This window comes from Enterobacter cloacae complex sp. P27C (genome assembly GCF_014895705.1).
Lineage (GTDB): Bacteria > Pseudomonadota > Gammaproteobacteria > Enterobacterales > Enterobacteriaceae > Enterobacter > Enterobacter bugandensis.
In genome coordinates, this window is sequence record NZ_JADBQB010000004.1 from 234511 (window position 1) to 247914 (window position 13404).

Here is a 13404-nt window from a genome sequence, read left to right on the forward strand (position 1 = left end):
AACGCATCCCGTGCGGTTTAGCATCGCGCATACGTAACCTGGCGGCGCGCATAGCCGTTTGCACTCTCAAAAAGGTAATAATTCTTATTAACAATAAGAAATATCTCTGGAGAGGGTTATGTTTGCTAAATCGCGTCTGGCACTGCTGGTGGGATGGGTTACCGGTAGCGTCGCTTTTCCTTTACTGGCGCAGGATGCGCAAAAAACTGACACCGTGGTGGTGACCTCGCAGATGCAGTCTGCGGCCACCAAGCTTGAAACGCCGGATATTGAAACTCCGCAGTCGGTCTCTATCGTCACGCGCGAGCAGTTCGAAGAGCAGGGCGCAACCAGCGTGCGTCAGGCCGTGAGCTACACGCCGGGGGTCTACAGCAACCAGATTGGGGCGTCTAACCGCTTTGACTACATGGTGCTGCGCGGCTTCTCTGACGGCAGCCTGGACAACGTTTACCTGGACGGCCTGAAGATGATGGGCGACACCAACTCCCACAGCTCGCTGGTGGTTGATCCGTGGTTCCTGGACAGTATCGAAGTCGTGCGCGGTCCGGCCTCCGTGCTCTATGGCCGTTCATCGCCGGGCGGGATTGTGGCGCTTACCTCCCGTAAGCCGTCGTTCGATCCGGGCGGTGAGATCAAGCTCTTCGCCGGGAACAGTAGCCAGCGTGGGGCGATGTTCGACGTCACCGGCCCGGTTGATGATAATGACCGCGTGGCGGTGCGCCTCAGCGGGATGACCCGCTATGCCGATTCCCAGTTCGATCCGCTGAAGGAAGAGCGTTACGCGCTGATGCCGAGTCTGACCTGGCGTATCACCGATAACACCCGTCTGGATCTGATGGCCTACCTGCACCGCGATCCGGAAGGCGGCAGCCACTCCGGCCTGCCGTATGAGGGCACGGTTGTGCCGCACAGCGGGAAGAAAATCTCCAACACGTTCTTTGAAGGTGAAGACGATTACGACAAGTACGATCGTCGGGAAAACATGGTCGGCTATAACCTTGAGCACCTGTTTGACAGCGGCTGGTCCGTGCGCCAGAAGCTGCGCTACCTGCACACCAAAGTGGAGCTGAACCAGGTGTATGCCGCAGGCTGGCTGAATGACACCGAGCTGAACCGCGGCTATTCCGGCTCTGACGAGAAGATGAACGCCATCACCCTGGATAACCAGGTCGACGGCAGCTTCGACACCGGGGCGGTGAACCACCGCGTGCTGATCGGCATGGACTACCAGGACCGCACCAACAACGTGACCGGCTACTATGGCGGCTTCCCGCCGATTGACGCCTTCCACCCGGTTTACGGTGCGAAGCCGGACTACATCACCCAGTACAGCAGGGAAAAGCATAAGCTTCGCCAGACCGGTTACTACCTACAGGATCAGATGTCCGTTGACCGCTGGCGCCTGACGCTTGGCGGGCGTTACGACCAGGTGAGCGTGTCGAACGTCGACAACTTCAACCACACCCGCAGCGATCTGGATAAAAACAACTTCAGCAGCCGCGCGGCGCTGCTGTATCTGTTTGATAACGGCGTTGCGCCGTACGTCAGCTACTCCACCGCCTTTACGCCGACCAGCTTTGCCGACGAGCAGGGCAATATCCTGGATCCGATGAAGGGCAAGCAGTGGGAAGCGGGCGTGAAGTATGAGCCAGAAGGGATGAACAGCCAGTTCAGCGCCTCGGTGTTCCGCATCAACCAGAAGAACATTGCCACCAAAGAGGAGCCGACCGATCCGTACCGTTCCATCGGTGAAATCGAATCCGAAGGCGTTGAGCTGGAGGCGATTGGTCAGCTGACCGACAGCCTGCGCATGCAGGCGGCGTACACCTACACGGATATTCGCTATAAGAAGAGCAGCCCGGAAGAGGAGGGCAAGCGCGCCGTCTATGCCCCGCGTAACATGGCCAGCGCCTGGCTGAGCTACGACGTCAAAACCGGCCCGCTGGACGGCCTGACCGTCGGCTCCGGGGTGCGCTATGTCAACGGGATCGTCAGCGATCGCCAGAACACCCATACGCTTCCGTCGTACACGCTGGTGGACATGGTCGTGGGATATGACCTGTCAAAAGTGGGGCTCACGGGCGTGAGCGCACAGCTGAACGTCAATAACCTGACGGACAAAAGCTACGTCGCGGCGTGTAACTCGCTCTCTTACTGCTACTTCGGCGCAGAACGCAGCATTGTGGGCAGCGTTTCGTGGAAGTTCTGAGTCGTTGATTTTGCCGGGTGGCGGCTTCGCCTTACCCGGCCACTTTATTCCGTAGCGCCACCGGCGCTAAAAACGTACTACTCCTCCATCGCAATCACAATCGCCTCGCCCATCTTCTTCAACGCCTCGCGATGCTTATCCGTCGGCGGCAGCGCCACGTTGATCCGCAGGCAGTTGCGGTACTTCCCGGAGGCGGAAAACAGCGACCCGGCCGCCGCCTGGATCTTTAGGCGGCACAGCTGCTTGCTGACGCACACCATATCCACCTTCTCTGGCAGCTCAACCCACAGCAGGAAGCTCCCCTGCGGGCGCGTGACGCAAATCTCCGCCGGAAAATACTGCCGCACCCAGCAGGTGTAGGTTTCCATATTCTGCTGATAAATCTGGCGCATACGGCGCACGTGGCGATGGTAATGGCCGTCGCGAATAAACGCCGCCACCGCCATCTGGGTGCCCGGCACGTTAAACCCGCCCGCGGCGTATTTCATGTGCATCACCCGGTCGTAATAGCGCCCCGGCACAATCCAGCCGACGCGCAGGCCCGGCGCCACGGTTTTGGTAAACGAGCTGCAGAGGATCACGCGGCCATCGATGTCCATCGAGTGAATGGTGCGCGGGCGCGGGTACTCCGCCGCTAGCTCACCGTAGATATCATCCTCCACAATCACGATATCGTGCCGCTGGGCGAGGGCTAAAACCTGTTTTTTCCGCGCTTCCGGCATGATAAACCCGAGCGGGTTATTGCAGTTGGGCACCAGGATCACCGCCTTGATCGGCCACTGCTCCATTGCCAGCTCTAACGCCTCAATGCTGATCCCGGTTTCAGAGTCGGTGGGAATTTCAATCGCCTTGATGTCAAACCCGCGCAGCATCTGCATGGTGCCGTGAAAAGATGGCGACTCCACCGCCACGATGTCCCCCGGTTTGCACACCGAGAGCAGGGCGATCGACAGCGCGCCGTGGCAGCCGTTGGTGATCACAATGTCGCTTGCCGAGACGGTAGAGCCGCCGTCCAGCATCAGGCGGGCGATCTGCTCGCGCAGCTCAAGGCGGCCGTCGAGCACGTCATAGCTCAGCATCTCGCTTGGGTTATGCTGCGCAAGGCGGCTCATCTCGCGCCACAGGGGCTTCAGGCTCGGCTGGTTAATGTCCGGCGAGCCGCCGCCAAAGGAGATCATCTCTTTGTCGGCGCGGGCGTCCAGCAGCATCATCACCTCATCCCACTGGGTGACGTCCACCGGGCGCTGCACCGGGCGCGTCATCGCCGGGACGGGCGGCTGGGCTTTGCGTTTCGAGACAAAATAGCCGGAGCGCGGCTGGGGGGTGATCAGCTGAAGGTTTTCGAGGATCTGGTAGGCCTGCTGTATGGTGCTGATGCTCACGCCATGCTCCTGGCTCAGGGCGCGCACCGACGGCAGACGCTCGCCGCTGCGATACAGCCCTTGTTCAATGCGTTCTGCCAGAAGGTTGGCGAGGTGTTGATAGCGTGTCATGCTGTATCCTTTATTTTCACCATACAGATTATTAAACCAGTACAGATTGCCGCAAAAAACGGCATGCAGATACCGTTTTAGCGGATCTGTATGTTAAATAAAAGTTGTTTTTGCATCTGTATTGCGCAGGTCGATTTGCAGGATGATAACCCCACTGGCACAGTGAGGAGAGCATTATGGAATTCTACGAGAATCGTTCAAAACGTCCGTTTATTGTGTTTGTCTGGATCGTAAAAACGCTGCGTAACTGGTACCGCATCAACCGCACCCGCCGCATCCTGAGCCAGATGAGCGACGCGCAGCTGAAGGACGTTGGGTTATCCCGCAATGATATTTAGACCGTGGCCGGGTAAGGCGCAGCCGCCACCCGGCGTTTTTCAGCTCAACAGCGCGAGCGTCTGCCGTTTCGGCCTTTCCAGCAGCTCCACCGCCTCCTGATACGTCCGTACGTTGTTATAGCCCATCACCAGCCCGTAGCGTTTGCCCGACCCGCGATACCACTCCGAGAGCGCATTGACCTGCAGCTGCTGTTCCTGCCAGCAGCGGGCCACTTCCCGGTCGCAGCTCCCTTTGGTGAGAAACGCCACGATATGCATCCCGCCGTCGTTTTGCTCGGTGAAAAACAGATCGCCATACACCTCGCGCAGGGCGGCAATCATCCAGTCGCGGCGGGTCTGATACAGCGCGCGCATCTTCTTGAGATGGCGGAAAAAATGCCCTTCGTTGAGAAACGCGGTGAGGATCTTCTGCGTCAGCACCGGCTGGCCGCTGGTGGTGATATCCGCGCAGTCGGTAAAGGCTCCGACGGTGCTGGCGGGCATCACCACGTAGCCCATGCGCAGCGACGGCATGATGGTTTTACTGAAGGTGCCCATAAAGATCACCCGGTCGTGCTGGTCGAGGCTTTTCAGCGACGGCAGCACCTTGCGGGTGTAGTGAAACTCCCCGTCGTAATCGTCTTCGATAATCCACGCCTCGTTCTGGCTGGCCCAGTCGAGCAATTGCTGCTTGCGCGGCAGGGAGAGCGTCACCGCCAGCGGGCTCTGGTGCGAGGGGGTGACGATGGCAAAACGCGCATCACGATGGTGACGAAGCAGGTAGTCCGTATCAATGCCGCAGCGATCGACCGGCACCGTGTGCAGGCGCGGCACGATCCGCTTCAGCAGCTGCTGGCCCATAAAGTAGCCCGGATCTTCAAACACCACCTTGTCGCTGCGGCTGGCGAGGGTGTCGAGGATCAGCCGCAGGCTGCCGCTGTAGCCGCTGGTGATCAGCACCTGTTCGGCGGTGCAGGACAAGCCGCGTGAGATATTGAGATAGCTGGCGATGGCCTGGCGCAGCGGATACCAGCCCAGGACGGGCGGGTTGAGCATCTCCTCCTGACGCATGGCGCGCGTCGCCTGGCCCGCCAGCAGCAGCCATTTTTTATAAGGGAAGCTGTCGAGGGCGGGGATGCCAGGGCGCAGAAATCCGGCCCGCTCGCGCTGACTGATAAGCGAGGCCGGAAGCGTGCCGGTAGGCTGTTCCGCAGGGGCATTGTTATCCGGCAGCAGTAAATCCGGGTTGACCCGCGTGCCGCGCGCGCCCTGGCTCACCAGATACCCTTCACCCGTCAGAATGGCGTACGCCGTTTCGACGGTTTTGCGCGCCACCTTCAGCTCTTCCGCCAGCACGCGGATGGCAGGCACCTTATCGCCCGGCTTCAGCACGCCGCGCGTGATGTTGTCGCGATAGCGGGAATAAATGTCGTGATAGCCCGGCTTCATGTCCTACCTCATTTCACGCTTTTTGTATCTTTTTACTATGTCATGAACGGCGTAGATTTGCCTCATCGCACGGCACATGCCGCACAAAAAGAGGAAAGACAATGAGCACTCGCGTTAACCACCATAAAGTTACACCTGCCCTCGCCAACGCGCTGTCTGCCCTGAGCATGGAGGTGGCAAAAACCTCCATCGACCCGGCGCTGAAGCACCTGATCGACATTCGCGTGTCGCAGCTGAACGGCTGTACGTTCTGTCTGGATATGCACTCTAAAGAGGCCAAAATCGCCGGGGAACGCGAGCTGCGCCTGTACCATCTGGCGGCCTGGCGCGAGTCCCCGCTGTTCAGCGCCCGCGAGAAAGCCGCGCTGGCCTTCACCGAAGCGCTGACCCAGATTGGCGTTCACGGGGTGAGCGACGCGCTGTACCGCAGCGTGGCGGAGCACTTCTCGGACGTGGAGATTTCAGAGCTGAACTTCGCCATCGTGGCGATCAACGCCTGGAACCGTCTGGGGATCACCTCCCGCATGGCGCCCGGCTCGCTGGACGCGGCTTACGGGCTGAATAAGGCTAACCTGGAGTAATCCCGCGCTCGCGGATCATCGCCACCAGCGCCCGCAGTCCCGGCGGAACGTGGCGATGGCCGGGGTAATACAGGCGCAGCCCGGCAAAGGGCTGCGCCCAGTCGTTTAAAACGCTCACCAGCTCTCCATTCTCAAGCTCTTCCCGGATATACAATTCCGGCAAAAATCCTACCCCTAATCCCGCCTTTACGGCGCGGATCGAGGCGAAAAGATCGGATGTCGCAAAGCGCGGCGGTACGGCAAGGGCGTACGTTTCCCCCCGACGCGCCAGCTCCCAGCGGTAGATCCCACCGTGGGCCATGCGCATGCCGATCCCCTGATGCGAAAGCAGATCGTCCGGCGTCTGCGGAGTACCGTGACGGGCAAAATAGTCCGGCGTGGCGGTCACCAGCTGGCGGATCTCCCCGGTCAGCGGCACGGCGATCATGTCCTGCGGCACGGACTCCTCAAGGCGGATCCCCGCGTCATAGCCTTCCGCAACGATGTCGATCATGCGCGCTTCGCTGACGGTTTCCACGCGCATCTTCGGGTAGCGGATCATAAAGTCGATCAGCAGCTGGTCCAGAAACAGGGTGCCGATATGGTTCGGCACGTTCAGACGCAGCGTGCCGGCGGGTTCCCCGGTGTCGCTGTGGATCTCCTCGCTGGCGAGGCGGATCTCCTGCAGCGCCGGGCCAATGCGCGCCACGTAGCGCTGTCCGGCGTCGGTGAGCGCCACGCTGCGGGTAGTGCGGTTAAAGAGGCGAGTATCCAGGCGGCTCTCCAGCCCGGCGATGGCGTTACTGACCGCCGTGGCGGACATGCCGAGCTCCTGCGCCGCGCCGCGAAAGCTGCCGCGCCGCACCACCGCCATAACCACTTCCAGCTCTGTCAGACCTGAACGATGCATAGATTATCCTGAAAATCGAAACAACCCTTGCAGCATAGCGTGGATTATCGCAACGGAGAAGCCGTGCCAGACTGTGCCCACACAGCCTGGGGAGGTTTATATGCACACTATCGAACAGATCTTTATTAACGGCGAATTTGTTACCCCGCACGGCACCGAACGGTTTGATTTATACAACCCGGCGACGGCGCAGGTCATCGGGCAGGTACGCCTGGCGGATGAGGTTGACGCAGCGCGCGCCGTTGCGGCGGCAAAAGCGGCATTCCCCGCGTGGTCGCAGACGACAAAGCAGGAGCGCATTGCCGCGCTTAAACGTATGCACGCCGCCGTGGCCGCTCGTCACGACGATCTGCTGGAAGCGGTCATCGAAGAGTACGGCGCGCCCGCCTCGCGCTCGGCGTGGATGGCCAGCTATCCGGCGGAGGTGATTGCTCAGGCGATTGAGGCGCTGGAGGCGTTTGAATTCGTCACCCTCGCGGGCGCAGCCACGGTGCAGATGACGCCGCTTGGCGTGGCCGGGCTGATTACGCCGTGGAACAGCGACGCAGGATTTATCTGCGGCAAGCTGGCGGCCGCGCTGGCCGCGGGCTGTACGGCGGTGATCAAGCCGAGCGAAATGAGCGCCCTGCAAACGCAGATTGTCACCGAAGCGCTGCGCGATGCGGCTCTGCCGCCGGGCGTGTTTAACATCGTCACCGGGCGGGGTGAGACGGTCGGTGACACAATCAGCCGCCATCCGGACGTGGCAAAAATCTCGTTTACCGGTTCGACGCATACCGGCAAGGCGATCCTGCGCAACGCGGCGGAAAGCTTTAAGCGCGTGACGCTGGAGTTAGGCGGGAAATCGCCGACGATCCTGCTGGATGACGTGGATCTGGCGCAGGCGATCCCGCTTGTCATTCAGGCCGGGTTTATGAACAGCGGGCAGGCGTGCGTGGCCGGTACGCGCATTCTGGTGCCTTACTCGCGTAAGGCGGAGATCGAAACCGCTCTGGCGCAGGCCGTGGCGGCGGTGAACTCCGGCGACCCGCGCGATAAATCAACGGACGTCGGCCCGATGGTCAGCGCAAAGCAGTGGCAGCGGGTGCAGGGCTATATCCGCAAAGGTGTCGAAGAGGGGGCGCGCCTGCTGGCGGGCGGCGAGGGGCGGCCGGAAGGCACGCAGGACGGCTGGTTTGTGCGCCCGACGCTGTTTGCCGACGTGAACAACCAAATGACGATTGCCCGCGACGAGATTTTTGGTCCGGTTCTGTGCGTAATTCCCTATCGTGACGAGGCGGAGGCGATTGCCATTGCCAACGACACGGACTACGGCCTGAGCGCGGTGGTGCTGGGCGGTGCGGACCGCGCGCGCCGCGTGGCGCAGCAGATTGTTTCCGGTCGCGTGCTGGTGAACACTTTGGCCCATGAACCGAAAGCGCCGTTTGGCGGGTTTAAGCACTCCGGCGTGGGGCGCGAGATGGGCGAGTGGGGGATCCGCGCGTTTATGGAGCCGAGGTCGGTTCTGGGCTAAAGCTTCGCTCTTTACCGAAGCATTGTGCTTTTCCATCCTGCATTCTCTCCTCAACATCACAGCGGAGAGACCATCATGATCGCAGTCCTTTTCGAAGCCAAAGCCGCGCCTGCCCATCAGGCGCGCTACCTCCAACTTGCCGCAGAGCTTAAGCCTTTGCTGGCCGACATCGACGGCTTTATCGATATCGAACGGTTCCAGAGCCTGACGACCGACGGCAAAATTCTTTCCCTTTCCTGGTGGCGGGATGAAGAGGCCGTCCGCCGCTGGAAGCAGAACGTCTTCCATCAGGCGGCGCAGGCCGAAGGGCGGGAGTCGATTTTCTCTTTCTACCGTATTCGCGTGGCGCAGCTGGTGCGGGAGTACAGTTCCGAAACGGGAGGGCGCGCGAATGTATGACGTTCACGTGATTTTCCGCGACGGGCCCGGCGAGCTGGCGCGCTTTGGACAGCTGTTAGGCCGCAACGGCGTGGGGCTGGAAGGCGGTGGCGTATTCGGTACGGAGGCCCATTTCCTGGTGGAAGATGGTGAAAAAGCGCGACGCGTGCTGCTCGACGCCGGGTTTACCGTGCAGGCGGTGCGAAAGCCGGTGATCAGAAAACTCAGGCAGGCGCGCCCCGGCGAGCTGGGTGAAATTGCGGCGGCGCTGGCGGCACGCGGCGTGTCTGTTCTTACCCAGTACAGCGACCATGCGAATCACCTTATTCTGCTGACGGATGATGATAAGCTGGCCGCAGAGATCACCGAACCCTGGGCAGCACATGTTAAAGACAAGCTTACCGACTGATAACGGCACGGCGCTGGAGCAGGCCATTGCGGCGGTGGCGGCGGCAATGGCCGATCCGTCGCGCGTGAAGATGCTGTGCGCGCTGATGGACGGGCGGGCGTGGACCGCCACCGAACTGAGCACCGCGGCAGACGTCGCCCCCTCGACCGCCAGCGGGCATCTCGCCCGGCTGGTGGAGGGAAAGTTGATTACCTGTCTGTCTCAGGGGCGGCACCGCTACTATCGTCTGGCGGGGCACGACGTGGCGGAGCTGATCGAACAGATGATGGGGCTCTCCTGGAGCCGCATTGCGCCGCCGGAAACCACCGCGCCGAAGGCCATGCGGGAGGCGCGGACCTGCTACGATCATCTGGCGGGCGCGGTGGCGGTAAAGATCTACGATTTCATGCAGGCGGAAGGCTGGCTGGAGGCAGACGGTTCAGCGCTCACGCTGTATGGCCGGGAGCAGTTTCTGAAGCTCGGCGTGTCGTTAAGCGCTCATCCGTGCCGCAAGGCCTGCTGCGCCTGTCTGGACTGGAGCGAGCGGCGGTTTCACCTCGGAGGCGAAGCTGGCGCGGCGCTGCTTATTCATCTGGAAAGCAAAGGGTGGATCCAGCGGGTGGCGGGGTACAGGGAGGTGGTGGTGACGGCTTCGGGAAAAAGTGCCGTCAGGAGGCATTTTAGCCGCTAAACTCCACTGCGGGCCGGTGCCCTCACCCCGCCCCTCTCCCACAGGGAGAGAGAGACATCGTTTTCGCAATTCCTGCTCTTTCGTCTCGCGTTTCTTGATACTTACCCTGATAACTATTATCTTGACCGCGTGTGACGAGAGGTTTCCCCATGAGTGAAGAAGAACTGTTCTGCCGCAGGCCGATGGGCATGCGGATGGCGATGATCGTGCGCCAGTGGCGTGCGGTGATCGATGATGCCATTCTCGATACCGGCTTAACCCAGTCGAGCTGGACGGTGATGATGCAGCTTCATCAGCTCGGGGATAACGTCTCAATGAGTGAGCTGGCGGAGGTGCAGGGTATTGAACTGCCGCCGCTGATGCGCACCCTGACACAGCTGGAAAAACAGGGTTACCTGCTGCGCACCACATCGCCTTATGACAAGCGCATCCGGCTTCTGACGCTGACGCCTGAGGGAAAAGCCATTTTAAAAAGGCTCACTCAGGTGATTGAGACCTATCAGGCTCGCGTATCGCAACACATCGCGCCGGAGCATATCGAGATTTTCAGCGCCACGTTAAATCAAATCGCCTGCAATTTGCGGACAATCCGCGAAGAAGACAACAAGACCGAAAAATAATGACCCCTGAACAAAAGTTTGCCCGCTGGGTAAGGGTGAGTATTGCCTCTTTCCTGCTGATGTTTATCTATTTTGTCGTCGCGGATATCTGGATCCCGCTGACGCCGGACTCCACCGTCATGCGCGTGGTGACGCCGGTTTCTCCGCGCGTCTCCGGCTACGTGGCGGCGGTACATGTCCACAACAACAGCCAGGTGAAGAAAGGCGATCTGCTGTTTGCGCTCGACGACACGCCGTTTCGCAATAAAGTGGAAGCGGCGCAAATCGCGCTGGAGCAGGCGCGTCTCTCTAACGAACAGCTGGACGCGCAGATCGCCGCCGCGCAGGCCAGCCTGAAAACCGCGGTGCTGACCGCACGTAACGACAAGGTGACCTTCGAACGCTATCAGAAGCTGAGCACGTTACAGAACGTATCGCAGGCGGATCTGGATAAGGTCCGCACCGCCTGGCAGAGCAGCGAGCAGTCCGTCAGCACGATTCAGGCCAACATCCGGAACCTGCGCATCCAGCGCGGCGAGCGCGAAGAACACCGCAACGTGACGCTGCAAAAATACCGCAACGCGCTGGATGAAGCAGAGCTGAACCTCGGCTGGACAAAGGTCTACGCCCAGGCGGACGGCACGGTCAGTAACCTGCAGTTAAGCCCCGGTTTTTACGCCTCATCCGGCTCCGCCGCGCTGGCGCTGGTAAACAACCAGACCGATATCGTGGCCGATTTCCGCGAGAAGAGCCTGCGCCATACCCGTCAGGGCACCGATGCCGCCGTAGTGTTTGACGCCTTCCCGGGGCAGGTGTTCCGCGCCCACGTGGCCAGCAGCGACGCGGGGATCCTCGCAGGCCAGGAGGCGGTTAACGGCCAGCTCTCCCAGCCGGAGACCTCTAACCGCTGGGTACGAGACGCCCAGCGCATGCGCATTCACGTCACGCTGGACGAGCCGCTGCCGAAGCCGCTGCCAACCGGCGCGCGGGCGACCGTGCAGCTCTACAACAGCGAAGGGCCGTTTGCGCGCTTCTTCTCCGGAATGCAGATCCACCTGGTGAGCCTGCTTCACTATGTCTATTAATACGCTGGCGCGGGTCTTTACCCCGCACGGCAACATCGTCTACACGGCAAACGACTTTCGCCAGACCCTGCGCATCGTTTTTGCCGGGATGATTGCCCTGAGCATATCGAGCTTCTACAACACCAGCTACGGCGTGTTTTTCGTGGTCTATCCGATCATGCTGCTGTCGCTGGTGCCGGTGTTTAACCGCCACGTGGCGAAGCAGTTTATCTTCAGCGCATCGCTGAACTGCGTCGAAATGGTGATTATCATCGGCTATCTTTCCCAATGGCCGGTCATCATGACGCTGGTGGTATTTGCTCTTTACGTGATGCGTTTTCGTTTTATGAGCAAAGGGCCGCTGTTCCTGTTCGGCTCGATGGGCGTTGTGTGCCAGAGCGTAATGCTCAACTTTATGAGCTACCCCACCACCAACTGGCACACGCTGCTGTTTTCCAACATTGAAGCGAGCGTGATGGCGGTGTGCCTGAGCGCGCTGATGAACTACCTGCTGCCGGACGTGGAGCCCCGCAAGCCGCCGCCGCTTATTGAGAAAGACGACGCCCGCGTGCGCCACGAGTCGCTGCTCTCCGGCAGCGTCGCGACGATGATTTTCGTGGTGTTTCAGATTAGCGACTTAAGCGATTCGCTCTCGGCGCTGATGGCAGGAATTCTGATCCTGTTCCCTATGCACTATCGCGGCGCGGTGATGAGCTCCATCTGGCGCGTGGTCGGGGTAGTGCTGGGCTGCCTCTACATTCTGGTGGTGCAGCTTATCCTCTACGATCACAGCAGCCATATGCTGCTGATGATGCCGCTGATTGGCCTCGGCCTGGCGTTTGGCGCGCGGCTGCACGTGATGGAGAAAGTGGGCGCGGGCGTGGGGTTTTCCAGCATCACGACCATCGGCATTATGTTCGGGCAGAACATGCACCCGGACAGCGACCTGGTGTTCAGCGATCTCTATCGCATCACCTCCGTGACCTTTTCGCTGGTGGCGACGCTGACGATGGTTTTTCTGGTGCATTTGATCCTGAACCGTTTCGCCGCCACGCGCTACGTCATTCAGGGCTGATAGCGTTTGCCGCCGCTGAAGCTCCAGTCCTCAGCGGCCGTAAACTGGATAACGACCATCACGTCTCCACCTTCAATGCCCATCTTCTCATTCAGTTGCGCAGCCAGCTGGCGGTAGAGGGCAGATTTCTGTTCAGTGCTCCTCGGCTTACCAGCAACGATATTAAACAGTATCGCCCCCTCCGTTCTGCCCGTGCTGAGATAGTGCCGATCAATGTATCGATCCCCGGCCGCGAAGCATTCAAAAAAATGCAACCTGTCCTGTGCGGGAACGGCGAAGGTTTCCGTCAGCGCCTGGTGCAGAATGTCCGAGATCTGCTTTTGCTGCATCTCGTTATAGCGGTCACCCGTCATGATACGAACAAACGGCATTATTGTTTCTCCTCTGCAAGGCTGCTCAGCGCGCTGACGGCGGCCGGCCAGCCTGCGTAAAACGCCAGATGGGTAAACGCTTCGGCTATTTCGTCGTCCGTCACGCCGTTTTGCCGGGCGAAGCCGATATGCCAGGGAAGCTGCGCGGTGCGCCCCAGGGCTGCCAGCGCGGCAAGCGTGATCAGACTGCGATCCCGCGGGGCTAGCTGCGGACGCTGCCAGATATCGTCAAAAAGTACCTGCTGGCTCAGTTCCGCCAGCTTAGGGGAAACCTGCGCAAGCGTGTCGCGATTCAGTGTTGTGCTCATTTTTATTCCTCCTGTCGTCTGGAAATCACTCTCGCAGGCTGCCACCATAAATAAAATCGCAATGTTCAGGACTGAATGT

At 60.3% G+C, this 13404-nt stretch carries 15 protein-coding genes; 10 read left to right on the forward strand and 5 right to left on the reverse strand.

The window, feature by feature from the left end; genetic code table 11:
• Positions 1-100: 100 nt before the first annotated feature.
• Positions 101-2209 (forward strand): ferrioxamine B receptor FoxA, encoded by a 2109-nt coding sequence (gene foxA / locus IM291_RS09780; protein WP_192986864.1) that lies wholly within the window; start codon positions 101-103, stop codon positions 2207-2209.
• Positions 2210-2286: 77 nt separating this feature from the next.
• Here foxA and IM291_RS09785 read toward each other — a convergent pair whose 3' ends face one another.
• Positions 2287-3702 carry a PLP-dependent aminotransferase family protein gene (locus tag IM291_RS09785; RefSeq protein ID WP_041911335.1) on the reverse strand — a complete coding sequence of 472 codons (1416 nt, stop codon included), beginning with the start codon at positions 3700-3702 and terminating at the stop codon, positions 2287-2289.
• Between the two features lie 176 nt (positions 3703-3878).
• Between IM291_RS09785 and IM291_RS09790 the strand changes: the two genes are divergently transcribed.
• Entirely contained in the window at positions 3879-4040 is a 162-nt protein-coding gene (locus IM291_RS09790; protein WP_192986761.1) for a DUF1127 domain-containing protein, read from the forward strand.
• Positions 4041-4079: 39 nt separating this feature from the next.
• Here the strand turns inward: IM291_RS09790 and IM291_RS09795 are convergent, their stop codons facing one another.
• Entirely contained in the window at positions 4080-5468 is a 1389-nt protein-coding gene (locus tag IM291_RS09795; protein WP_192986763.1) for a PLP-dependent aminotransferase family protein, read from the reverse strand.
• Between the two features lie 101 nt (positions 5469-5569).
• Between IM291_RS09795 and IM291_RS09800 the strand changes: the two genes are divergently transcribed.
• Complete coding sequence (locus tag IM291_RS09800; protein WP_014882392.1) at positions 5570-6049, forward strand: carboxymuconolactone decarboxylase family protein; 480 nt, start codon at positions 5570-5572, stop codon at positions 6047-6049.
• Here the strand turns inward: IM291_RS09800 and IM291_RS09805 are convergent.
• Positions 6036-6938, reverse strand: a complete 903-nt coding sequence (locus tag IM291_RS09805; RefSeq protein WP_192986765.1) for a LysR family transcriptional regulator — start codon at positions 6936-6938, stop codon at positions 6036-6038. The two genes, IM291_RS09800 and IM291_RS09805, sit on opposite strands and share 14 nt — an antisense overlap.
• Before the next feature lie 100 nt (positions 6939-7038).
• On the opposite strand from IM291_RS09805, the gene IM291_RS09810 reads away from it, so the two are divergent.
• The 7 genes from IM291_RS09810 to IM291_RS09840 all read left to right on the forward strand — a co-directional run bounded on the left by IM291_RS09810 (position 7039) and on the right by IM291_RS09840 (position 12646).
• Positions 7039-8451: an aldehyde dehydrogenase family protein gene (locus IM291_RS09810; RefSeq protein ID WP_192986767.1), complete on the forward strand. Its 1413-nt coding sequence runs from the start codon at positions 7039-7041 to the stop codon at positions 8449-8451.
• 75 nt (positions 8452-8526) lie between these two features.
• Complete coding sequence (locus tag IM291_RS09815; protein ID WP_041911331.1) at positions 8527-8850, forward strand: antibiotic biosynthesis monooxygenase; 324 nt, start codon at positions 8527-8529, stop codon at positions 8848-8850.
• Positions 8843-9238 (forward strand): amino acid-binding protein, encoded by a 396-nt coding sequence (locus IM291_RS09820; RefSeq protein ID WP_047367260.1) that lies wholly within the window; start codon positions 8843-8845, stop codon positions 9236-9238. Before IM291_RS09815 ends, IM291_RS09820 begins: the two co-directional genes overlap by 8 nt.
• Complete coding sequence (locus IM291_RS09825) at positions 9213-9908, forward strand: helix-turn-helix transcriptional regulator (RefSeq protein WP_192986769.1); 696 nt, start codon at positions 9213-9215, stop codon at positions 9906-9908. Before IM291_RS09820 ends, IM291_RS09825 begins: the two co-directional genes overlap by 26 nt.
• Before the next feature lie 149 nt (positions 9909-10057).
• Positions 10058-10528 (forward strand): MarR family winged helix-turn-helix transcriptional regulator, encoded by a 471-nt coding sequence (locus IM291_RS09830; RefSeq protein ID WP_047367261.1) that lies wholly within the window; start codon positions 10058-10060, stop codon positions 10526-10528.
• Positions 10525-11592, forward strand: coding sequence for an HlyD family secretion protein (locus tag IM291_RS09835; RefSeq protein WP_120279559.1), 1068 nt, complete (start codon positions 10525-10527; stop codon positions 11590-11592). Before IM291_RS09830 ends, IM291_RS09835 begins: the two co-directional genes overlap by 4 nt.
• Positions 11582-12646 (forward strand): DUF2955 domain-containing protein, encoded by a 1065-nt coding sequence (locus tag IM291_RS09840; protein ID WP_045259544.1) that lies wholly within the window; start codon positions 11582-11584, stop codon positions 12644-12646. The genes IM291_RS09835 and IM291_RS09840 overlap by 11 nt, the downstream gene beginning before the upstream one ends.
• Here IM291_RS09840 and IM291_RS09845 read toward each other — a convergent pair.
• Together IM291_RS09845 and IM291_RS09850 are read right to left on the reverse strand one after the other, a co-directional pair.
• Complete coding sequence (locus tag IM291_RS09845) at positions 12637-13017, reverse strand: tautomerase family protein (RefSeq protein WP_192986771.1); 381 nt, start codon at positions 13015-13017, stop codon at positions 12637-12639. The genes IM291_RS09840 and IM291_RS09845 overlap by 10 nt on opposite strands.
• On the reverse strand, positions 13017-13325 hold the full coding sequence (locus IM291_RS09850) for a carboxymuconolactone decarboxylase family protein (protein WP_047363825.1): 309 nt from the start codon (positions 13323-13325) through the stop codon (positions 13017-13019). The genes IM291_RS09845 and IM291_RS09850 overlap by 1 nt, the downstream gene beginning before the upstream one ends.
• Between the last annotated feature and the right edge of the window lie 79 nt (positions 13326-13404).

Bases quoted from the DNA above. Each gene is read 5' to 3' on its own strand.
- IM291_RS09785 (WP_041911335.1), bottom strand. From the start codon at position 3,702: ATGACACGCTATCAACACCTCGCCAACCTTCTGGCAGAACGCATTGAA.
- IM291_RS09790 (WP_192986761.1), top strand. From the start codon at position 3,879: ATGGAATTCTACGAGAATCGTTCAAAACGTCCGTTTATTGTGTTTGTC.
- IM291_RS09795 (WP_192986763.1), bottom strand. From the start codon at position 5,468: ATGAAGCCGGGCTATCACGACATTTATTCCCGCTATCGCGACAACATC.
- IM291_RS09800 (WP_014882392.1), top strand. From the start codon at position 5,570: ATGAGCACTCGCGTTAACCACCATAAAGTTACACCTGCCCTCGCCAAC.
- IM291_RS09805 (WP_192986765.1), bottom strand. From the start codon at position 6,938: ATGCATCGTTCAGGTCTGACAGAGCTGGAAGTGGTTATGGCGGTGGTG.
- IM291_RS09810 (WP_192986767.1), top strand. From the start codon at position 7,039: ATGCACACTATCGAACAGATCTTTATTAACGGCGAATTTGTTACCCCG.
- IM291_RS09815 (WP_041911331.1), top strand. From the start codon at position 8,527: ATGATCGCAGTCCTTTTCGAAGCCAAAGCCGCGCCTGCCCATCAGGCG.
- IM291_RS09820 (WP_047367260.1), top strand. From the start codon at position 8,843: ATGTATGACGTTCACGTGATTTTCCGCGACGGGCCCGGCGAGCTGGCG.
- IM291_RS09825 (WP_192986769.1), top strand. From the start codon at position 9,213: ATGTTAAAGACAAGCTTACCGACTGATAACGGCACGGCGCTGGAGCAG.
- IM291_RS09830 (WP_047367261.1), top strand. From the start codon at position 10,058: ATGAGTGAAGAAGAACTGTTCTGCCGCAGGCCGATGGGCATGCGGATG.
- IM291_RS09840 (WP_045259544.1), top strand. From the start codon at position 11,582: ATGTCTATTAATACGCTGGCGCGGGTCTTTACCCCGCACGGCAACATC.
- IM291_RS09845 (WP_192986771.1), bottom strand. From the start codon at position 13,017: ATGCCGTTTGTTCGTATCATGACGGGTGACCGCTATAACGAGATGCAG.
- IM291_RS09850 (WP_047363825.1), bottom strand. From the start codon at position 13,325: ATGAGCACAACACTGAATCGCGACACGCTTGCGCAGGTTTCCCCTAAG.